General features: G+C 40.1%; 21 protein-coding genes and 1 pseudogene. 3 read left to right on the plus strand and 19 right to left on the minus strand.

Translation table 11 applies throughout. The annotated features are described in order from the left end of the window. Positions 1–5: 5 nt before the first annotated feature. The 10 genes from HX743_RS13730 to HX743_RS13775 all read right to left on the minus strand — a co-directional run bounded on the left by HX743_RS13730 (position 6) and on the right by HX743_RS13775 (position 9,931). Positions 6–941, minus strand: coding sequence for a hydrolase or metal-binding protein (locus tag HX743_RS13730; protein ID WP_178319489.1), 936 nt, complete (start codon positions 939–941; stop codon positions 6–8). Positions 942–1,080: 139 nt separating this feature from the next. Then, a complete protein-coding gene (locus HX743_RS13735; RefSeq protein ID WP_178319490.1) occupies positions 1,081–2,154 on the minus strand; it encodes a YqaJ viral recombinase family protein in 1,074 nt (357 codons plus the stop codon). A gap of 85 nt (positions 2,155–2,239) precedes the next feature. Then, entirely contained in the window at positions 2,240–3,277 is a 1,038-nt protein-coding gene (locus tag HX743_RS13740; RefSeq protein ID WP_043045771.1) for a DUF932 domain-containing protein, read from the minus strand. Positions 3,278–3,350: 73 nt separating this feature from the next. Further along, positions 3,351–3,650: a hypothetical protein gene (locus HX743_RS13745; protein WP_178319491.1), complete on the minus strand. Its 300-nt coding sequence runs from the start codon at positions 3,648–3,650 to the stop codon at positions 3,351–3,353. A 139-nt stretch (positions 3,651–3,789) separates the two neighbouring features. Then, positions 3,790–4,170 (minus strand): hypothetical protein, encoded by a 381-nt coding sequence (locus tag HX743_RS13750; protein ID WP_004960803.1) that lies wholly within the window; start codon positions 4,168–4,170, stop codon positions 3,790–3,792. An 11-nt stretch (positions 4,171–4,181) separates the two neighbouring features. Next, positions 4,182–4,763: a hypothetical protein gene (locus HX743_RS13755; RefSeq protein ID WP_004692370.1), complete on the minus strand. Its 582-nt coding sequence runs from the start codon at positions 4,761–4,763 to the stop codon at positions 4,182–4,184. A 17-nt stretch (positions 4,764–4,780) separates the two neighbouring features. Continuing rightward, complete coding sequence (locus HX743_RS13760; protein ID WP_002126044.1) at positions 4,781–5,041, minus strand: hypothetical protein; 261 nt, start codon at positions 5,039–5,041, stop codon at positions 4,781–4,783. Positions 5,042–5,655: 614 nt separating this feature from the next. Beyond that, positions 5,656–6,618: a hypothetical protein gene (locus tag HX743_RS13765; RefSeq protein ID WP_178319492.1), complete on the minus strand. Its 963-nt coding sequence runs from the start codon at positions 6,616–6,618 to the stop codon at positions 5,656–5,658. Positions 6,619–6,660: 42 nt separating this feature from the next. Then, positions 6,661–7,662, minus strand: coding sequence for an inovirus-type Gp2 protein (locus HX743_RS13770; protein ID WP_178319493.1), 1,002 nt, complete (start codon positions 7,660–7,662; stop codon positions 6,661–6,663). A 463-nt stretch (positions 7,663–8,125) separates the two neighbouring features. After that, positions 8,126–9,931 carry a hypothetical protein gene (locus tag HX743_RS13775; RefSeq protein WP_178319494.1) on the minus strand — a complete coding sequence of 602 codons (1,806 nt, stop codon included), beginning with the start codon at positions 9,929–9,931 and terminating at the stop codon, positions 8,126–8,128. A gap of 175 nt (positions 9,932–10,106) precedes the next feature. Between HX743_RS13775 and HX743_RS13780 the strand changes: the two genes are divergently transcribed. Beyond that, positions 10,107–11,051, plus strand: a complete 945-nt coding sequence (locus tag HX743_RS13780) for a hypothetical protein (protein ID WP_005403685.1) — start codon at positions 10,107–10,109, stop codon at positions 11,049–11,051. 94 nt (positions 11,052–11,145) lie between these two features. Here the strand turns inward: HX743_RS13780 and HX743_RS13785 are convergent, their stop codons facing one another. Then, complete coding sequence (locus HX743_RS13785) at positions 11,146–12,027, minus strand: hypothetical protein (RefSeq protein ID WP_178319495.1); 882 nt, start codon at positions 12,025–12,027, stop codon at positions 11,146–11,148. A 185-nt stretch (positions 12,028–12,212) separates the two neighbouring features. Here HX743_RS13785 and HX743_RS13790 point away from each other — a divergent pair, with 185 nt between their 5' ends. Continuing rightward, entirely contained in the window at positions 12,213–12,485 is a 273-nt protein-coding gene (locus HX743_RS13790) for a pyocin activator PrtN family protein (protein ID WP_004644614.1), read from the plus strand. Here the strand turns inward: HX743_RS13790 and xerC are convergent. After that, positions 12,469–13,617, minus strand: coding sequence for a tyrosine recombinase XerC (gene xerC / locus HX743_RS13795; protein ID WP_004692382.1), 1,149 nt, complete (start codon positions 13,615–13,617; stop codon positions 12,469–12,471). The genes HX743_RS13790 and xerC overlap by 17 nt on opposite strands. A 133-nt stretch (positions 13,618–13,750) precedes the next feature. On the opposite strand from xerC, the gene dusA reads away from it, so the two are divergent. Then, the gene (dusA, locus tag HX743_RS13800; RefSeq protein WP_218618962.1) at positions 13,751–14,782 is read left to right on the plus strand and encodes a tRNA dihydrouridine(20/20a) synthase DusA; all 1,032 of its coding nucleotides are present in this window, start codon (positions 13,751–13,753) and stop codon (positions 14,780–14,782) included. Between the two features lie 63 nt (positions 14,783–14,845). Here dusA and HX743_RS13805 read toward each other — a convergent pair whose 3' ends face one another. From HX743_RS13805 to HX743_RS13835, 7 genes and pseudogenes are all read right to left on the minus strand, one after another. Continuing rightward, entirely contained in the window at positions 14,846–15,619 is a 774-nt protein-coding gene (locus HX743_RS13805; protein ID WP_096901398.1) for a ThiF family adenylyltransferase, read from the minus strand. A gap of 68 nt (positions 15,620–15,687) precedes the next feature. Further along, positions 15,688–16,512, minus strand: a complete 825-nt coding sequence (locus HX743_RS13810) for a TatD family hydrolase (RefSeq protein ID WP_004974890.1) — start codon at positions 16,510–16,512, stop codon at positions 15,688–15,690. Position 16,513: 1 nt separating this feature from the next. Beyond that, positions 16,514–17,530 (minus strand): RsiV family protein, encoded by a 1,017-nt coding sequence (locus tag HX743_RS13815; RefSeq protein ID WP_178319496.1) that lies wholly within the window; start codon positions 17,528–17,530, stop codon positions 16,514–16,516. A gap of 49 nt (positions 17,531–17,579) precedes the next feature. Next, positions 17,580–18,395: a hypothetical protein gene (locus tag HX743_RS13820; RefSeq protein ID WP_178319497.1), complete on the minus strand. Its 816-nt coding sequence runs from the start codon at positions 18,393–18,395 to the stop codon at positions 17,580–17,582. A 167-nt stretch (positions 18,396–18,562) separates the two neighbouring features. After that, positions 18,563–20,152: a peptide chain release factor 3 gene (locus HX743_RS13825; RefSeq protein ID WP_167846306.1), complete on the minus strand. Its 1,590-nt coding sequence runs from the start codon at positions 20,150–20,152 to the stop codon at positions 18,563–18,565. A 152-nt stretch (positions 20,153–20,304) separates the two neighbouring features. Then, positions 20,305–21,138, minus strand: a pseudogene (locus tag HX743_RS13830) (DUF1524 domain-containing protein); the annotation flags it as partial. Between the two features lie 6 nt (positions 21,139–21,144). After that, positions 21,145–21,711 (minus strand): IS630 family transposase, encoded by a 567-nt coding sequence (locus HX743_RS13835; protein ID WP_121533679.1) that lies wholly within the window; start codon positions 21,709–21,711, stop codon positions 21,145–21,147. Between the last annotated feature and the right edge of the window lie 38 nt (positions 21,712–21,749).

Raw genomic sequence — 21,749 nt, forward strand, 5'->3', positions numbered from 1 at the left:
ATTTTTTAATTTACAATCCTTACATTCTGCTTCAAGCTTTTCTGAATCTCTTGTACAACACCCTCTCCCTGATGGGACTTAAGCTCTGATTTAGATTTATTTTTGATTTCAGTTTGTACCGATTCAGACTCAAAACCCTTATCATTATAAAACTCTTCAACCAAATCTAGTCCCTCCTCAGCATTCACCTCAAATCGTGCATTACCATAACCCTGCCGTGCCATTTGATCTAAAGCAGCCTGATTAAAACCACACAACTTACTTTTCTGGTCAATTTCCTTCGCTGTTTGAATCGCCTCTTGTAAATGAATGCCATCCCTGAGCGTTAAATCCACGTAGTACACAGGTTGACGATAACTTTGCGTTGTACTCTTTCCTCGCAAGGTCAGCTGCAGTGGCAAGCATGAAAGCAACCCATTTGATGCTGCATGGTAGTAATTCAAACGTGCTGCCAAAGTGCGAATGCTGTTAAAGCCTGTGGTTCTGAAAATAAAAGTCCCAAACTCATCTGCTTCACCTAAATTGACATGCAGACGTCCATAAGGCTTGCAATGCCCGCCTTGTCCAAGTGGGCATAAGTCGGGTGATGGACAAGGATGTTGCTCTACACCTTGTGATGTCATGCGTTGGCAGGTCTGACCATTCCCCACACAAATCGGGCGACCTGTCTGTCGGTCAAACAAGCTGTACTCGGCACGTAAGTTCAATTCAGGATCATTGAAGATCATACGCACAGGAATGCTACGCAGCTTTTGATTCGGTGCTTGACTACGCAATTGCTCATCCAAGGGGTGTTTGACCCAACCATCCTTGCCTTGTATTTGACTGGTAATGGTGAACTGATCGTCTTTCTCAGGCAGACGCTTGCCATTCTTTTCGACTACACGACCAATACTGATCCGGCCCAAGATGGGTGGTGTGATTGCTAGACCTTTAATCATGTTGAAATTCCTCTGTCGTTGAGATGTTTAGAAGTGTTGCACTGTTTGCTTAAAATAAAATCGGCATAAAAAAATCCCATGCAGGGCTGCACGGGATTTCAGATTGCTTCTTGCTGAGTGATTAACTCTAAGTTTTGAGCTAATCGTGATAAATGTTGAAACGACGACTGCCTGCTTTCTGCAGTGGGTACTGTTGAATGAGTTCAGGTTGGTGCTGAAGTAAGGATTTGATGTCTAGGCTAATACTATCCTTGCTCTTCTTCCATGTCACTGAACCTTGCTGAAATACGGCACGTTCATGTTCCTGCATCAGTGCCTGAACTCGGTGTTTGAGTAGATCAAACTGGCTTTGGTGTTGTTCAATCTGCTGTTTTTCCTCTATCAACTGATCAAACAGTTCATTGGCAAGTTCGACCTCCGTTAGGTCAACACAGCTCAGTGGGGTATGTTCAGGATAGAGCTGTTGTAAAGCTTTGGCTGCCGATTCACTGGCATCCACTGCTGGTGGAACATCATTTTCAACACATTCCCAAAATAATCGTTCTGCCTGAATGATCTGTTCAATCAGGGCTTCGTTACGACTGACTTTGTAGATTTTGGTTTCCTGCCCACACAGCAAGACACAAATATGTGCCGCTTGTTTACCTGTCACCGCCAGTTGGTGTTGTACCTGACACAACACGTATAACGGCACACCATCTCGCCACAGTTTAGCGCCATATTCTCCTGCGGTTTTGCATTCCAGTATTTGCACGTCTTCATTGCCCACCACGGCATAATCCAAGTTCGCCAACATAAAGGCTTTGTCAGGATCAGGATGCTGCAGCACCGCATTGACCCGACGAACTTTGCTGTTGGTATGCAGACTGTAGTATTCAGCCACTAGCGGTTCTAACTGCTTGCCCCAATATAAAGGTGCATGTCCTGAGCTTTCATCATCAATGTTTTGCTTTACCCGTCCTGTTTTAATCAGCCACAGTTCCAGCATCGATATATAGGGATTCAAGCCACAGGCAGCTGCGGCATCACTGCTGCCTATTCCCTGTTTACGCACTTCAAGCCATGCCTGATAGTCCAGTTGTTTGGTGTTGATCAGACGTTTGGCATTTAAGCTACGTTTTGAACCTGATTGACTTTGTTTAAGCTTGTCATTGGCTACAGTTGGTAAATACTGAGATTGAGACGTTACTGTTGGGTTTATAATCTGATTCATGGGTTTATCCTTCTATCATTGATTTTAAAACGGCATAAAAAAAGCCACATCCGAAGATGTGGCAAAGAGGGATACAAGATAAAATTTAGGCTGCAAGATATAAAGCTTGCTCCAATCCACGTTGTTTCAATGCTGCGCCTGCACCAAACCATGCAGAATCAAGGCGGTGATCGGTACTCATCGCTCGACGTTCATGGTCGACAAATTCTGTGATCGCACAAAGCAGTCCATAAGCGGTATCTTTGGCTGAAGATAGGTCTGCTCCACGTCCCTGCCCATTAAACATATTCATGACTTTGGTCATGGCACGTCCATTCGGTTCAGTTTTATTCGGCTGTGGATTGGCTTGGGATGCAACATTACGGTAGTACTGAATGATGTTATCCTCCTGTTCCATCGCACTTAGGCTATTGTTGTTAAATACCGCATCAAAATAAGCCGCTGCTTCTTTCTGGGTGACTTTACGTTGGGTAAGTTGTTTCATTTCATACATATGGTCGTACCATGTTTTCACTGAAATACCGAGTTGATCTTTGACTTTATCAGCATCAAACTTGGTACTGTGCGGTACTTTGACCACGCCTGCATTGGAACTCTGTCCACGCAAGGCAATGGCTAAAGTGTTGTTGCACACCACACGGATATTGGTGAATTGTGCGGTGGTGGCTAAAGTACCATCACATGCGGTTGCCAGCAGAATATAGCCATTGCTGACATCCCCACCTTTCAATTCTGCAGTTTGTCCTGTACGTGCCAAGGCCCAGAACTTTTTCCCACCTTTTAGGACACCTGCGGTTTCCAGTTCAAAGCCTGATTGCTCAGTCAGATCACGGTAGAACTCCAGAATTTCCATTGGTTGGACTTCTTGATAACGCTGACTCACCACCGATAAAGGCGCATGAGTATCTGAACGGTACAGTACCCGTTGTTCTTCATACGGCATGATGATGCTTTGTCCACGTGAGTTTTGAGCCATGTAGCTGACATTGGATGATTCAATGCGCCAGTCCATACCTGCTTGCTTGGCCCAGACTTCAATCGGTTGGTTTTGGCTAAGTTGATTGCCCAGACCATGCCATGGGGTTTGTCCGACATACGCCATTTGTTCAAGTTGATGTGCCATTTTGATTATTCCTCAAATAAAAGTAAAAGATGTAAAGATTTAAAGATGCAACCGTGCAAAGTCAGAGATGCGATTACGGCATCCATGCAAACGCTTGTTGGCAATCCAGACAGAGATACTGCTCGGCATTGCTGTAGTATTTTTCAAAGGCATACTGACTCACCACCACCAGTACACCACCCACCACTACCCCAACGGCTGCACCGAAGAGTGGTGAAAAGCCTGATTTTCGTGCAACTTGCATCCCCAACATCGCCATCTGTGTTGGTGAGATACAACGTTGTAGTTGCTCAAAATAATTGGCATGCGTATTGCCTGAGTCGGTTTGTCTGACATGCGTAGACTGACAGTAGGGACATCGAATAAAAGACATGGGGATTCCTTGCGAAATGAATTCAGTGCAAAGCGCTGGATGAAGGGCATAAAAAAACCGTGCCCATTGAGGACACGGTTTGATTTGGTGTTTCATCTAAATTTAAATGCTGTGTTTTAACATTTAGAATGCACGACGGTTATTGAAAGCTGTAGCTTGCAGTGCCTTTATCTGTTTCGACATCAACCTGCACCACATTACTGTAGCTACAGTCTGTTAATTTCAGTCTTAAACGTTGCCCCATCTTAAAATGCTGCGGATATTCCAATGATCGACGATAGCCTTCATAACGACATTGTCCATGATTGACAGAAACATGGCTGACATCGATAGGCTCTGCAATATTGGAACGGATGGTCAATACCGTAGCGGATTGATTTTGGGCATACCAGTTACTGGTATCAATTACATCGAGTTCGACCGTAAACGTGTTTGGATCAAGACCTGCATTACAGCCACTCAACATGATGCCTGTCGTTGTAGTCACTGCGAGGAGTAAGGGTTTTAAAAGTTGCTTCATCAAATTCATCCTTAGCAGTAGTTATAGCTCACGCCATAATCGCCTGTATTTAAGTCAATGCTGGCCAGATGGATTTCACAGTCTGTGCCGTTATCAAATTTATAAACGTAGTAGCGATTACCCGCTTGCTCCGATTCCAGTGCGCCATGTTCTTGCAAGCTAAAGTCTTGCACTGATTTGCCTGTATCTTTTGCGGCTTTGGCAAAGATATAGCGCTGATACTTGTCTATATTGTCCTGCTCAAATTCAGGCAGTTCATCATAAGGCAGCATCGACAGTAAGGTATCCACCGCCTTAAGGTTTTGATCAAACTCAAAACTCAGCAATTCAGGTTCATGATCTGATGGACTCAGACGCTTGCTTCCCGTGGTCAATTCTTTGACATCGATGCCATCCACTTCTGCCGCTGCAATCACAGTGGATACTGCTTCTGAACTGGCGGATTCTAAAGGTTGTGCAGAGCTGACCTCAGAAGTACTGGCTGGAACCGTTTTTTCAGTTGTGTGTTTATGGCTAAAGAAGTAGAAGCCTGCGATGCTGATCAAGGTCAGGGCTAAGATTGCCGCCAAGCCCAATATGGTTTTTTGAGTCATTTGAATGTTCCCCTCATTTAGTTGGGCACAGTGACTTGACCATTCTGCGCATTAAAGTGAACAAAGCGTGGACAACCACCTTGAAAGTTCACCGTGAAATTACGCCAACCACGGTTGCCAGGATTGGTTTTATAAAGACATTGATAAACCCCACCGCCTGTATGACGTGCTTGAACAAGGTAGGATTCACTGGCTTGTGCAAACCAGCCTGCCTGCGCCAATGATGCGCCTGCAAGTAGTGATGAAATAAGGGCAGTTTTTAGGAAAGTTTTAAACATCATCATTTTCTCTTTTTTATAGGCATCACTGGTCTTGGTCTTAATCAGACGCAGTGCTCCCCATGCATGAATGTTAGAATGAATATCTATGTTTTTTTGAAGTGTTATAGACGATAAAGCACACAAATCTATCCCCCTCAAAAACAGCATGAGAGATTCATCTTCATATCGGTAATATGTACTTAAAAAAGTTTTATTCTTAGAAAGTGATCTACACAGCAATGTATGAAATACACAGCATCAGGTCACATTACCCCTGTGGTGTAGATCGAGCACACACATTAAAAAAGAGAAATATAAAAGACGGTCTTGATGTAAGCGCATGGCGTACTCCTTAGGTATAAAGAAGTTTCACCAAATCACTGCTAAATGATGGTGGCGAAACAGAAGACGGGTTAGCAGACTGATACCTAAGAAATCAGCACGTCCGAAGACGTCCCCCCTCCCGTTCCGCCGCAGAGGGGGTACGTAGGGATACCCACCAAAAAGTTAGACTTTTTAGTGTACTTAGGTAAATGGGTCTGCTAAAACCCGCTGACGATGTAGGTCAGCAGTCTAAGGATAATCTGCGCAATGTAGAGCGTCAAGCAAGTGCTGGAATGCAATATGAATTTTCAGCGCCGTACAGGGGCTCCATCAAACCATTTAAATCCTTTCGGGTAGATGCAGATTCTACTCGGAAGCCCAAACTGACCCGTTTGATTCTCCGGCATGCTATTTAATGCACCCAAAGGACAGCCCGCTTCTTCTTGCATGATCCAGTCAATCCGCAACGCTTTTTGTGCATCAGCATCGGAAAGCTGATGATGCATTTCTGGATAAACGCATGTGCCCAGATATCCAGTCGTTCTCATCCAGTGCTCTCTGATCTCATTGCAATATCCCAAAGGGTCAGAATAGAGTGATCGGTTAAAGCTCAGATAAAAGTGAATCACATAGCGCTGCTGAACATCATCCCGTACAATCTGATAAAAGCGGTAAACGACTTGTGTTCTATACCAATACTCAGCCGCTAGACTTTTTTGAAAATTTAATAAATACCGCTCTAGCTGCCGTATGCCGATAATTTCACTTCCTGTATCATTTAAGCTCAGTTCTAGTTTCAAATCTGCAGCATCGGGATAGAGCTGACTGGTATTGCAATAGGATTCTCTCAGCTTTTCAATCCGTTTCTCGTATCGCTCATTCAGCTTATGCATTTCTTCAGTCAAGCTGGTGCTTTCAAACAGTATTCTCAACCGCTTTACGATCTTATTGATATAAAAATCAGCGCTTCTTTGCGCCGTGACCTCAAAGAACCGAATCTGCTCTTCCTGTAATACACTGCAGTAAGCCTGAAAGAACTTGTCTGCCCAAAAGGAAAAAGATAAATGCTCATGAATGCCAACGGCCATCATTCTGCGCCATGCTGAAAAATAACCCGACAGTTTCCGCTTGAACTCCTGATCTATATTTTTTTGATGAGCATCGTAATCAGTACCTTCTGGAATTGGAGCAAAGCGAATCGTTTGGTAATGCTCTAAAACGTCTTGTTCTAATCGGGGTGCTGTAACAAACTCTAACTCTGAATGGCTCATGTGTTGTCCTACGAATTAATTAACTTCATAGAACTGGCATGTTCATAATTTTTTAAACCAAATCTCCTCTTCCAGCTTTGCTAAAGCGGTCTGCGCATTCCACTCTTTGATTCTTCTATTTTCTTCTGTGTCAGGTATTGGGCGACCATGATGCTGATAATCCCCCTTATAAAACGTTTTACGCCCTCGTGGTTTAACCAATAACGTCTGCTCGTATTTATCTGGGTCACTGAGATACGCAACTGCACCCAAAGCATTATTGCCTTGTTCGGGTATTGTTCGACGAATATCTCCAATGCCTAAACGACCTTGCTTCTCGTAGTTGTCTTTATTCGCTGTCGTGTTGATGTTCCGCCCAAAACCCTTATCGAATGTGATTTCCTTCCACTTATCGATCACTCCCTCAGCAATTTTATAATCACTCTGATGCTTCGATCTATTAATCACCAATGTTAAATGAGCATGAAAGCCTTTGGTTATACCCTGCTCCAGTGCGATCGCATAGGTCAAAAGTGCATCAAAATATCCATTCTTATCAGTGATCAAATCACGTAGTTTTCCGATATGCTGATAGAAGTCATTTACAGTAATTTCACTCATGCTGTCCTTGCTATAGCTCAAATCCACTCTGATCACTAGAACCGAATAATACCCCTTAATTGCGCCTTCGAACTCCTCAAGTAATGCCACTCGATTCAACTCTTTCTGTCTCGCAAAGCTTTTGATCTCATCACGTATCAGCCCTCGATGCGCATGCAGGATTCGTCTTAATGCCTTAATTTCCCCTATTGAAAGCCCTGTCAGATATTCAGCAAAGCTAAGCATGCCACGTTGGCTATTGACGTATTCAGTAACTGCAATAAACGCCCTAAGCGATGCTGCATACTCAAGCCCTTCTTGTTTAAACGCTTCAAATGCGCAATACAAGCGTTCTAGGTTGAAAATGAATGCTTCGTCTGAAATATCAAAATTAAGACATACATCTACAAAGCGATGAATGGTATACATCACCCCTGCCTGATCATCTAAATCCAATGGGAACACGTTGAACTTCCTTAACTATGATTCACGTCATAGTTAAGCAATCGACTTATTTTTTTAAAAAGTGTTTTTATCTCAAGTAAGGACAAGTCATCCACTATCCGCATTTATCGAATAGTGCTCTCATTCTACATGGACTATTGGTCCCTATCATCATGCATATTGGGTATATATTCATATCTGCATGACATGTCTAACTGTTCTTGTTATCTGTATGAGTAACAGTGATTGTATTGATATATCTAGTATTTATAGTTCTATACGCTACAGTCATTAATCTATTATTAGTATTAATCTCTATATATTAATAATATATAAAACCGTCTTAGCGTAAAAGCAATAACCATAGCCTAGCTGACCAGCAGAATTTCCAGACCTTCGGCTAAGCTAGGCTTTTTATATATTTTAGCGTTACGATAGTTAGGTCAGAAAAATGGTTTTTTCAAAAAAAACTTAGCGCAAAAAACTATTCGAATAATGACAAACAGTGATGATGCAGCAGTCCGTAATCTTTAAGTTTTGCCAGTGTTGGTGAAATGTCTGTTATTTGCTGTGTAGGAAAATCAAAGCGAGTTCCATCCTGAAAGGGTTCTTGAAACGCCAATTCACTTAAGAAATACCTGTTAGTTTCCGCATGCTGATCAGGGACAAAGCAACAGCTGTATGTATTCTGTATAAATGACCGAGGTAAAATCCTAAAAGGCGTCACTATTTCAGTTGCATTTACCAACACCCTTTCCAAACTACTTTTAGTTGCACTGAGCTTTTGGTCAATATCAGAATGTTTCCGCATACATTGCTGAAAAAAATAAATTTGGTTATATGCAATTAGATCCATAAGGGCCATTAAAAACTGATGAATTCTGGACTGCTCAGCATTTAACTTGAAGGTGATCATTGATTCAATTTTATCAGACTCATTTTTTAGCGTCATATCCTCTTTGATTGTTTTGATTTGAGTCGCTTGCAATGAATACGGATAGAGAAAGTCTGTGCACCCTAAACGCTCAAAGCTTTCATCATCGATTACTACTGGGTTAGCTTCTTTCAGCATTTTAAAAAGCGATTTATTCTGACTGTATATCTGGCAGCACCACTGTTCAAGCAAGCTTTGAAAAAGACCTAAGCGGTTGTTCATCCCGCTGAGTTTAGTATGCTGGATAGATGCTAAATGACCCAAAACCGCCTCATCCTTCAAAATATTTTCATGCGGCTTTAAATAAAACGTCGCTGATAATGGGTTCTCTGGATGTAACCGCTTTAGCTCGACATAATGATCATATAACTTCATTATTTCCTGCTGTTGTAACAAAACATAATTTGCATAACCTACAGCATCACGAGACCGAAGAATAAACGGTTTCATCCAGCACAAAGGATCATGTAACAAATAATAGTTTTTGCAATTCAACACCTTCAAGCCAACACCTGAATCTTCACTTTTAGTGTTTGACAACAAGTCGCTCTTTGGATTCAGCATAGTAAAAATAGAGGCCACTTTCTGAACTTCAAAAACATGCGGCTGGGGGTACTTCAAAATATAAAATTTGCCGTAGATCGCAGCACCCCCCCAAAACCTATGCGAAAGGTTTAAAGCGTATATTGGAGACTCTGTTTGAATAAAACTATTTCGAATTGCGCCATCCGCTTGGCAGCGGATAAATCCGTTTTTTTTAAGCTGCTGTATAGCGCGATAAATAGATTGTTTGCTTAAACCCGTGGCTCGCTCAATTTCACCAATTCCACACCCTATAACAATCCCAAACGAGTCTGCACCGTAAAGCAACCGTAATAAAACAAGATAACTTCGATAATCAAGATAGCAGTCGATCTCTATTTTTTTAGGTGAATTGCTAATACTTATGCCATCACTCTTTATAAATAAAGTCTGAATTAATTTTAATAAAGGGATCTGCCTAACCATACGCTTATTACTATTTTCTAACCATTCAATAGACGTGGCTGAATCAAGCCTTATATAAGTAAGATTAAGTTGTAAATGACGAACTCTAGACCTTTTTCCAGTTTCAGGAAAATCTATTTTTAATATTCCCTGTTGTTCCAACTCATTCAATACACCCCGTAATTTTTTAACCTGTATGCCGATCACTTTTGATAATTCACCGAGTGGCAATGATGTACTTCCGACTCCAAAATTTCTGATAAACGTGATTAATGCCCAAAAAGCATAGGCTGAAATTTGCCCCTCCACCCTTTGATAGAAAGCCATAAATAGCGCCAAAAAGCGCTGTTCAGAATCCTGAATACTCATGCTAAAAATTCCCACACACCAAGTTCTCCTTTGGGTATATGTATTTTACAGCAATAATGATAGGCATGAAATGATAATTGAAATTTGTTTTTTTAACAGTTAATGCATAATTAATATTTACTTAATATTTAATTACTGATATATAAATGTTAAGTAAATATTTATGAATTGTAAAATGGCACGACCACATTTAACCTTAGATAAATGGTTATCGACTGACACGGACTTAAAAAAAGATTTCTTGGATCAAGAGAGCTACATGAAGGAAAGTCTATTAACTGAGCTTGATGAACCTAGCCAAAAGATTGTTTACATATCTACAAATCACCCCCAACCTAGATCACATGAGAATTTAATATCAGATTCTCTACAAAACCCGGCTAGGACATCCCACACAAACGAAAGATTTACAAACCCCCTCATATGTGAGACAACAAATTTTATTATTAAAACTAATGATGAACATTTTTCAATTTTAAAAAAGAAATTCCTTTTATTTAAATACCACTCTGAGAAAAAGAAAGCCAACCGTATCACCAAACAAATAACAATGGACGAAAATATATTAAAACAACTTGAGAAAATTAAAAAAAATTGTAAATTTAAAAGTCTAGATAACTGCTTAGAATTTTTAATTGATGCACATAATTTTAAATTAAGTGAAAAAGATAAAATAATATCAAGACTCAAAAAAGAGCAAAATTTAAATCATGATTATAATTTAAAGCAAGAATTGAAATTTAAGGATGAAAAAATTACAGAACTCGAAAAAGAACTCGTGCACCAAAAAAATATCATCCACGAAAACATGAGCAAATCTGCAAAAGAATTTGAGGAATACCTAATTCAATTGGCTATAAATCAAACCATTGAATTAGAGAAAATTAAAGCTTTTTTAGGCGAGATTAACGAAGCAGATCAACAAAGCATTAACCAAACTCTTGCACCCGAAGCACTTAGCGAAATTGAAACTCAATTGAGAAATGAATGCGCAAAACAAAAGCAATTTTTAACAATCAAAAATCAACCAAATACCAATTATGCTTTAGGATTTGATCAGCATCATCAATATGGCAGTACCGTACAAAATGACGATGAAGTTGTACCAGCTCAAACCTGAGCTAACAGTTACTCATTTCTAGGAGCAAGCAGCAATAGCACACCTCATCCACTTGCTGCCTAAGAACGAGCCCCCCTCATCACCTCAATGATATTCATAATTGAACTTGGATAATCTCTTTCAATAAATCAGGACGACGCCTTAAGTGATTGACCAGCACTTCATCGCAATATGCTGTATTAAATGGGAGTTGCTTTTGCTGTGGAAAATACCGCTCTGGATGCTGTAGAAACTGTTCCCATTTTTTATTTTCATTCTGTAATTCCCTGATCTGGTTTAGATAGGTTCTATCCTGAATTTTAAATGACACACCAAAATCATCATCTTCACAGGTGTCTTTATTTTCGTTATTTTTTCTGGCTTCTGTTAAATCTAAAATTTTCTGTTTATTTGTCTCTAATCTGCTTTGAACCCATTGCAAATCAAACTCTCTAAACTTGATTTGCAGCGTGGGTAAAATCAGTTGTACTGCCTGCGAAGCATTTTTAAATCTGCCATTTTTTTGAGCATAACCAGTTAATTCTGAATAGAATATTTCAAGCTTTTTATGCAACAGCGGCGCATATCGTTTTCTTATATTCAAAATTCCATTGATTCTACGCTTCAAACTCGGGTTATAGGTGTAGACTCTACCGCCTTCATCAACAATCAACTCAATATATTTATTTAATATTTCAGAATATTTCTCATTAATCTGCTGCTGTCTATAATCACGAATCCCCTCTATTACCGTATTAATTTGACCAAGCAAATTCAGCAAGTCCTGTACCGAATACGTTTCACCAAAGAACTGCATTTGGCTATGCTCTACCATAAGTTCAACCAAAAATTCGCGTTCTGACGCTTCAAACTCAGTCTTTGGGTCAGGATCACTTATTATTTTATGTTCTCTTAAAAAACGTCCAGCATGATCCAAAAAGCAATTCAGAATTTCATCCTGCAATTGCTCAAAATCAAGAAGTGTGCAATTTTTCATTTATGAATCTAAATAATAGTTTTCAATATGTTATACCACAACTCTAGTAAAATATTATTTCTAATTATTAGTATTACATAAAGACCTACATCAAAAAAATAAGATTAAGACATAGGGATGGTCAGCCTTACTTCAAAGGTGACCCATTCAAATTAAAAAAGTTTTATGTATGGAATACCCACTTCATGAATTGCTTTCAAATTAATACTACCGAACTACTTTTTATAAAGTATCGTTCTATGACCGTTGAACTAATGACAGTAGTTTCTGACTATTATCCCCACCTCAGCAAAGCCGAAGCACTGAGAAAAGCGAATAATCAACAATTCCCTTTCTCAGTATTCAAAATAGATAAAAGTAAACGTGCTCCATTTTTGGTACACATTAAGGATCTTGCTGCTGTCTTGGATAAGCAATATTCAGAGGCATCCAAAGATTTTGCTACGTTTCATCGATGAGGCGTAGCACCTCCTCCAACTGTAATATATTTCTTCTCGCTTTCACTGATACATAACGCTGTAAACTCCCCCAAGAATCGTGCAAACTTACTTTCTGAATTTCAGGAATAGTAAAACTCTGTTCAGCTAATCGAGTACAGCCTTCATGTCTCAAGTCATGAAATCGTAAATCTTCAATCCCCAAAATTTTACAAGCTTCTCTAAACTCTTTACCCAAACTTTTGGGATTCAAAGGCAATAACAAATTTTCATTATGTCCAAGCTTTAGCATCCGTTCTCGAACTTCTGAATGTTTCAGTCTTTTGATCAGCACCTTACAAGGATCAAGTACATCAAATGACTTATGATTACCTTTAGAACCATTAGGATTCTTTAAATCATGCACTTTCCACGTTGAATGATGTGGGTCATAATCTCGAAGATACAATCGTGTTAATTCAGCTTCACGTCTGCATGAGAAAATTGCAAACCACATAATCAAATGCATTGGGTATTTAGAGCCATAACGATTTAGCTTCCATCGTTCTGCAAAATACTTCGTCAATGCAATCAATTCATCTCTCGAAGGCAGTCGGTCTCTTTTTTGACTGGAGGATATTTGACGTGTTTTTCTTAACTGAGCAGTAGCCTTATCAAAGCTATTTAAATCAATATCCATTTCCCACATAACAGCAGCATGAGAAAGAACACCTCTGATATGTAAAAGCTCATGTTGCAGTGTACTAGTCGCAATAGGTTCAAGATCGAGGTACGGAATTCCACCCTTCCTTAAAGCCACATGCTCGGCCAAATGTACTGATTTTATTTTTGTGATAATATTGCGCGCAATTGGTAGCTTCTTAATTAAGAGCAGAGAATAGCGTTTCGTCCTTCCGTACTCGCTCCCGACTTCATCCAAATATTTATCTATGGCATCTGATAAGGTCAGATCAATCAACTTTTCTTTGCCAAGCAAAATATCAGGATTTTCTTGAATTTCGACTTCTCTTTTCTTAATCCAGTTTTCAGCTAATTTCTTTGAGTGAAATGTTTTACTTTCAGAAAAAGCAGGAAAGCCCTTTCGAGTGATTCGAATCGCAGCACGATAGTTAACTTTACCATCTGCACCTTTCCTTGCTGTAATTGAACCCATAATTTACACCAAAAGCTATTTTTTCTATTATGGTGTAAAATTTGGTGTAAATGCAAACGGATTCACCCACCTAAACACAGGTTCAAACAAATTCTCGCAGGTTGCAGAATATAGATTAAAGGTATGATTTTTAATGACTATTAACAAAAACATTGAAAACACTCAATCTCCGAGAATCAGCGTAGCCCCGATGATGGATTGGACTACCCGCGATTACCGTTTTTTTGCACGTTTATTTAACCCCAATATCATTCTGTATACTGAAATGGTAACCACTGGCGCAATTTTATTTGGTGATGCCAAGCGCCATTTAGATTACAGCAAAGAAGAACATCCTATTGTCTTGCAGTTGGGCGGTTCAAATCCGAAAGACCTTGCGACCTGCAGTAAAATGGCACAAGACTGGGGTTATGATGAAATCAACCTGAATGTTGGCTGCCCAAGTGATCGAGTACAAAACAATAAAATTGGTGCGTGTTTAATGGCAGAACCAGACTTGGTTGCAGAGTGTATTGCCGCCATGCGTCAATCGGTTGATATTCCTGTGACCGTAAAACATCGCATCGGGATTGATGACATGCACTCTTATGCAGAGATGCTGCATTTTGTGGATACTGTGGCTCAAACAGGTTGCAATAACTTTATCGTGCATGCCCGAATTGCCTTATTACAAGGTTTATCGCCTAAAGAAAACCGCGAAGTTCCGCCTCTGCGTTATGAGGATGTGTATCGCCTAAAACAAGACCGCCCCGAATTGTTAATTGAAATTAATGGTGGAATTAAAACGTTTGCCGAAACCCAACAACACCTCAAGCATGTCGATGGGGTGATGATTGGTCGTGAAGCCTATCACAACCCTTATTTACTGGCAGAGCTTGGGCAATTATGGGGGCTAGAATTACCTGACCGTTTTGAAATTATGCAGCGCATGTTGCCGTATATTGAACAACGTCTACAACAAGGTGCACCACTTTCTGTCATTACCCGCCATATTTTAGGTTTATTCCAAAACCTGCCAGGTGCACGTAAATGGCGTCAGGCACTAAGTGGCGGCAATGCCAAAACATTTGCAGATGTAGAGCAAGCATTGGTCAATATTCAAGCAGCAATGCAGCGTACGGAAGACTATTTAAAAGAGCAGCAGCTACAACGACCTACTGAATAAAGTCATTGGCGATGTGCAAAATCAAAGAACTTTTTTATAAGCCATGCCTCGCATGGCTTTGATTTATGTATTTTTAGCCTGTAAGGCATCTAACTTTTTCAACACTTCTGCCACAGCTACCATCGCAAAACTGGACGTGACCACCACCGCCGAACCATAGCCGCCACAGCGCAAGCCTGCGCTTGGGCATACATCGGCACTAGAAAATGGATTGTCGATGGAATACACACAGGTAATCCCAAACTTTTCTTTTGGCTTTTTACAAATACCTTTGCTGCGTAATTGGGCGCGCAATTTGGCCAACATTGGGTCTTGTTCGGTTTTAGATAAATCTGCCACTCGAATTTTCAACGGATCAAGTTTGCCACCTGCACCACCCGAAACAATCAGTGGAATCTTGTTAAAACGACAATGCAGCATCAACGCTAGTTTAGCTTTTACGTCATCAATACAATCTAAAATTAAATCAGGTGCAGTCGCCAATAAGGCTTTGACGTTGTCTGGACTGAGGTAATCATCAACCAAATTAATTTTGATACGTGGATTAATAGAACGGCAACGCTCTGCCATGACATTAATTTTTTCATGCCCCAAAGTTGAGCTCATGGCAGGCAATTGACGGTTAATATTAGATGCAGCGACCACATCCATATCCACCAATGTTAGTTCACCGATACCTGTACGTGCCAACGCCTCAACTGCCCAAGAGCCGACACCGCCAATTCCAATCACCATGACATGACTTTGGGCATAATGCTGAAAAGCACTGTCGCCATAAATCTTGGCCACACCCGCAAAACGGCGTTCATATTCATCATCTTGAAGAAGGTCTGTCATGCTGCAATCAAATCTAATTTCAAAGTGTGGGCATTTTACTGCGTTTCGCAGACTTCGTGTTGTTTCATCTAAAGTTTAGGCAAGTCTAATATTTGAATGCTATTCTGCCAAATCTGTGCGGCTAAAGTTTGCGGTGCAATATCTAAACAATCCGCTAAACCTTCAAGCACATAAATCAGGTTCGCAGGGGTATTTCGGGTTCGTGATTGAGTATCTGTCTGACAACATAAAGGCGTCATATCGGGGCAGTCGGTTTCCAAAACCAAATGTTCAGCACCAATTTCCTGCACAACACGGCGCAGTTTTTTTGCATTGGGATTGGTAATCTGCCCTGTCACACCAATTTTAAAGCCCAATTTGATCAGTGCTTTGGCTTCTTCTACCCCACCGCTAAAAGCATGTGCAATGCCACCAAACTGAAATTGTTGTTGTTTGAGTATTTTTAAGGTTTCGGCATGGGCCTTACGAATATGTAGCAGTACAGGTTTTTGTCGATGGCGTGCGATTTCCAATTGCGCGGCAAAAAAATCTTGCTGCTTTTGAAACGCTTCAGGCTGTTTATGTTCAACCAAAAAAGTGTCTAAGCCAATTTCACCCACCGCGACACAATGCTGTTGTTGCAAAAAATGTTCTAAATCTTGTAAATGTTGGTCTTGATGTTGTTCGATATAAAAAGGATGCAAGCCTGGTGCAAGATGACTTTGTGGCACATGCTCAAGTTGGTTTAAAAACTGTTGTGTAGAGATTAAATCTTGAAAACGTGATTGTACAAAGCCAATCAGTACCAAATGTTCTACGCCTGCTGCCTTGGCCGCATACGCCAATTGCTCCCGATCTGAGTCAAAATCAGGTACATCAAAATGGGTATGCGTATCAAACAGCGCAATGCTCATATTAAGATTTCGCTTTGGTTGTGTTTACTGCACTGGCTTCGGCAGATTTTGCGGTTGCTTCAGAGGCTGCTTCTGTTACAGGCAAATACGCAGCTTTTAAAATCCCCTGCAGTTCTGCATACGGAATGGTTAAACGCGGTAAACCAACGACATAAGGGCCTATTTCATATTCTGCGTATTGCAGAATTAAACCCTGTTGACCTAAATAGTAATTTTCCGACAGCTTAAATTTCCACGCTTGTTCATATTCTTGCACATTAGTGGAAAGTTCAGATGCGATGACCCATTGTTTAAACGCTTCGTAGGCTTTACGCTCCAATTGGGGACGCTGCTTCTCTAACAGAATGTCATTTAACAACACTAATTTTTTCTGCTCTAAATCAAAATTATAGTATTGCTGTGCCGATGCACCATGCGCTCCGCCCAAATAACTGCTGCTATTTAATACCACGGTTGCCAATGGTTGATCTGCATTCAAAATTTTAGGCTTAATCATCAAACTGATTTTATGATTTGAGCTTAAAGCTTTCTGCTCCTGATCAAGTGCCAAAAAGCTTTGCACATAAGGCACGGTTTGTTTTTCTAATTTTTGCGCCAAAGTTTCCACTTGTGCAATGGCAGCTGCAGTGGGGTTACTGGCAGGTGCATCTGCAGCACTGGCTGCTGTATTTTCACTGGCTGTCTTCTCAATTGCTGCAGCTTCAGAAGCCGCCTGCTGTGGTGCAATTTCTAAAATTTGTGCCAATTCTTGAATAATTTTCTGATCAATAAAATGGTCGATAAAGGCCTGATTACTATTCAAACGCTCAATTGAGATTTCAGGGCAATTTTTCCCTTCACATTTAGGCAACGACAAATTCAGTTTTTCAGTATCCCCGACCAGTTTTAAGCTTTGTTGTTCCGCCTGCGTCTGCTCTGGCTCGACTGTTTCTGGTTCGGTTTTCTTTGGCTGACATGCAGTAATCCCTAGCGTTGTAATTAAAATACTGATCGCCAAAATACTTTTATTTTTCAACATGGATCCAACCTTGATTTCATCTATTTTTGCTTGTCACCGTACTCACCTACTAAAACATAGATGGATAGATGTCTGCTTTGAAAACTTGTTGTGTTTGTGCTTTGCTTAGGTAAATATCTAACTGCGTGCCATCTTTGACAATTTCATGGGTGCGATAATGCAATCCTAAGCCCTGATCATCAAAAAACCAATCTGCCTGCCCCCAGTATAATTTGGCAGGTGCTGCTTTTTGCACGTCACTGCTTTGTGTTTTGAGCCAATCCTGATAGGCCTGCTGTACAAAAGTATTCATACGGGTTTGTTGTTTGGCATCAATCACATCTAAAACAGACAAGGCTTTTTGCTGCTTCCGATCTGCCACAAAGAAATAATAGCGTTCTTTGACTTGCGTGCCTTCCTGTTTGCTATCTACCCCGACTTGCAACAAAACATATTGATTGCGTTGATATGCCATACGGGTGTACATCGCCAATTCATAAGCTTTATTTTGATCTAATTGTGCCTGCCAAGCATCGGATTTTTTCACATAGGCATCTACGGCTTGCTGCAAACTCATGTTTTGTTTTAAGCCAATTTGATCTTGAATCACCATTGCCTGATTTTTTGCAATCCAACTGTTGAGCCATGTATCTTGGGTATTTAAAGTTTGTACTTCTAATTCAATGCAGTTTTTATTTTCACAAAAAGGTAAGGCAATTTCTGCCGCCTGTTGTTTGATATTCAAATACGGCAAAACATCTGCTTGATCTTTCTGAAAAATAGACGTTTGCTCATCTGAGTTTTGATCTTGTTTAGATGAGTCACAGGCGCTAAGCAAAACAATCCCGCTCAAAATTGCACCCAGATAAACCGATTTTTGCTGCATGATTTCCCCAATTCATTTATCAAAAATAATCTTTAATCTTTTACCGCCCCCATAATAAAACAGCTTCCTAAAGAAGCTGTTTTAATTTTGAAACTTTTAGGCATGCCGAACATTCATCTGCGCTACGCTGATTGCATCTGCCAGATTAAGCATCATCAACCTGAGGCTTAGTGCTCGCGTGTATTTCTAAACTCAATGTCAGGGTAACGCTCTTGCATTAACTGTAAATTCACACGACTTGGCGCGAGATAAGTTAAGTGACCACCACCATCGACAGACAACTGATCGTGGGCTTTTTTCTTAAACTCGTTAAATTTTTTCTCATCAGCACAAGACACCCAACGTACCGTGTTGATGCTGACAGGCTCGTAAATACAATCAACTTTGTATTCTTCTTTCAGGCGATAGGCGACGACTTCAAACTGTAGCACACCAACAGCACCTACGATTAAATCATTGCTGTTTTGTGGCATAAAGACTTGCGTTGCACCTTCTTCTGAAAGCTCTTTAAGGCCTTTTTGCAGCTGTTTGGACTTCAATGGATCTTTCAAACGTACACGACGGAACATTTCAGGTGCGAAGTGCGGAATCCCTGTAAATTGCAACTTTTCACCCGAAGTGAAGGTATCGCCAATTTGAATCGTCCCGTGGTTATGCAGACCAATAATGTCGCCCGGCCACGCTTCTTCGAGGTGCTGACGATCACCTGCCAAGAAGGTTAAGGCATCGCTGATACGTACATCTTTATCAATACGCACATGCTTCATTTTCAAGCCTTTCTCATACTTGCCTGAACAGATTCGCATGAAAGCAATACGGTCACGGTGCTTCGGATCCATATTGGCCTGAATTTTAAAAACAAAACCACTAAAGCCTTCTTCATTGGCTTCTACAATACGGTCTTGCGTTGGATGTGCTTTTGGCGGCGGCGCATATTCACTGAATGCATTCAATACATGATCTACACCGAAGTTACCCAAAGCAGTACCAAATAGCACTGGTGTTTGACGACCCGCTAAAAACTCTTCACGGTCTAAAGGCTCATTCGCCATTTGTACCAACTCAAGTGATTCTTCAAATGCCGCCCATGCCAATTCACCTACTTTTTCACGTAAATCTGCATGGTTATAGCCATCACGTACTTCAATTTCAGGAATGGTTGAACCAAAACCTGATTTGTACACATAAAACTTTTCTTCGATGAGGTTAAACACCCCTGCGAAATCACGCCCTGTACCCATTGGCCAAGTGATTGGCACACACTTAATTTTGAGGACATTTTCAATTTCATCCAACAACTCTAATGGTTCACGAATTTCGCGGTCCATTTTGTTGACGAATGAAATGATGGGTGTGTCACGCATACGACACACATCCATTAATTTAATGGTACGGTCTTCGACACCTTTCGCACCATCAATCACCATCAGTGCAGAGTCCACCGCAGTTAGAGTGCGGTAAGTATCTTCAGAGAAATCTTCGTGCCCTGGGGTATCGAGCAGGTTAATCATTTTGTCTTTATACGGGAATTGCATCACCGAAGTTGTAATGGAAATACCACGTTCTTTTTCCATTTCCATCCAGTCAGATGTTGCGCCACGATCTGACTTACGGCTTTTTACCATCCCTGCAACTTGAATGGCTTGTCCCCATAACAGCAGTTTTTCTGTCATGGTGGTTTTACCAGCATCGGGGTGGGAAATAATAGCAAAGGTTCTACGAGCCTTTACTTCTCTAGCTAATTGATCTTTAAACATGAGAAAAATCTACAATATGTACACAGTTATGTACACATTTCTAAATATGTACTAAAACTGAAAAAGTGGGAATTCAAAATTGGCGTAATTGTAGCAGATTTGAATAGAATTTTACTGATTGCAGATATGTCTTGATTTATCCACAATTCAAATTATTGAATAGATTCACCAGCACACATTTCACAAAAGTCTTTGTAATCTGACTCAAACAAATCAAGCATCTTTTTCTCGTGATCTAGGATTTGTTCTTTTTTCCAAACTTTTTCTTCTTCAAGCGTTTGAATCATCAAATACAATTTAAGGGTATCAATTTTACCCTTCCTTATCTCAGGCATAAAATAATCACGTTTAGCACTTGGCAAGCGATTCCCTATGCTTGAATTTTTACTTGAACTAATGAGACACAAGTTCCCAAAGCGATGTAAATTTTCATGATCTGATTCATCACGCTCTCCCTCTATCTGTTGTGCATAAAAATGCTCAACCGAACTCCGTTGCGTAAATTTAAATTTTTTGATTACATCATATCGATCATCTAAATTACGTTTTTCTGCATTACAATAAATTAAGAAATCCAAATAGTTAAAGACAAAATTATTTTCAATATTTCCAAAGCTTAGTTTGGATTGATCAATTTTAAAATCATCAATTTTCTGATTGCCATAAATCAAATCAAAATAATCAATCTGTTTTTCATTTAGATACCGCTGAAAAATAAACTTTCTCGCTAAATGTTGGAATGCATTAAAATAGTCAGACACAGATTTATCTTTATTTTGATAAAGCCAATACAGTGCGCCATTTAACCAGTATTTATAAGACAAAGTAGGCGTGGATACATGAAATGCTGTCATCAATAATAGAATTTTTTGATTAATTTCAGAACTGTCTCCATCCAATGTATTCACATAAGAACCACTATTTTCATATCGTTTAAGTTTTTTTATGCTCCAATCATCATGATCCGTAGAATAATCCCGTTTAAGCTGTCATTAAAAAGTAAACATGTATTCTTTTCCGAATTGGTTTGATACTCTCTCCACCCATTGCTCTATTTTATCAGCTGTCATGACTTGAAAATCTCGCCAATAATATTTCATCTGCTTCCATACCATCTCGATTCGATTTAACTCAGGGCTATAAGCTGGAATAAAATACAAATTCGTCGAAAAGTTACTTTTAAGTAGCTCTCTGTAATCAGCCATCTTTTTACTTCTATGAATCGAGGCATTATCAACAATAAGAACCAATGGAAGGTTATAAGTCTGTTTTACTTGTTGAGCTATTCCAGTTAAATAGGCATAAAACCAAGTGCTTGTAACTGACTCTTGTAAACAACTTGTCACCAGTTTCCCCGTTGAAAGCAAACACCCCATGACATTAACTCGTTTTAATCTTATTGCATCAACCGCATGAACATCACCTATCTTTGTCCACGCATAGCGGTTATCAGGTGTAGATGAAAACCCTGTTTCATCAACATAACCTAATATAATTTCACCACGTGCCGCTTGCTCTCGTAATTTTTCAATCTGCTGTGTTGCTTGTTCAAATGCAATCGGATCTCTTTTTTTTCAAGCTATGACGGGTACGCTTG

The organism is Acinetobacter sp. Swhac1, from assembly GCF_013390985.1.
GTDB classification, from domain to species: Bacteria; Pseudomonadota; Gammaproteobacteria; order Pseudomonadales; family Moraxellaceae; genus Acinetobacter; species Acinetobacter towneri.